The organism is Mesorhizobium sp. M4A.F.Ca.ET.050.02.1.1 (genome assembly GCF_003997725.1).
Lineage (GTDB): Bacteria > Pseudomonadota > Alphaproteobacteria > Rhizobiales > Rhizobiaceae > Mesorhizobium.
On record NZ_RZSG01001512.1, the window covers coordinates 1 to 439 of the forward strand.

General features: G+C 60.1%; 1 protein-coding gene. It reads left to right on the forward strand.

The annotated features are described in order from the left end of the window. Positions 1 to 100 precede the first annotated feature (100 nt). A partial coding sequence (locus EOA33_RS38415) for a hypothetical protein (protein ID WP_210212671.1) occupies positions 101 to 439 on the forward strand: 339 nt, incomplete at its 3' end.

The following is a 439-nucleotide window of genomic DNA, read 5'->3' on the forward strand; positions in this document are numbered from 1 at the left end:
GACCCACATCGAGTTTTGGGACACGGTTACGACAACCACGTCGAAGCTGACGGCCAGGCTGCGCTTTGCGCGCCCGCTGGTGCCGGATTCAACGTGGACGATGCGCAAGCTCTATGCCAACGGCAAGCTCGTCTATGACGGCAGCGTTGGCTATCGCCAGAAGGGCCTGAAGTTCACCGCCTATGATGGTCGTGGCGATCAGCCTCGCGACCCGGCGATGGTCAAGGAGGAGGGCGCAGACTTCGTTTCGGCGCACCGCGGCTATCTCGATATCGTGGTGGTTGACTTCGACATCGTTGGCTACGGCGCGCCACCCGTCTTTGAGGCGGAGTGGATCCAAGACGGCGCCACGACGCATGATTATGACATCTACACGACCTTTGCCGGCACCCCCAATGCCCGCGATCTGATTCCGGTTTGGGATCAACAGAAGCTTTAC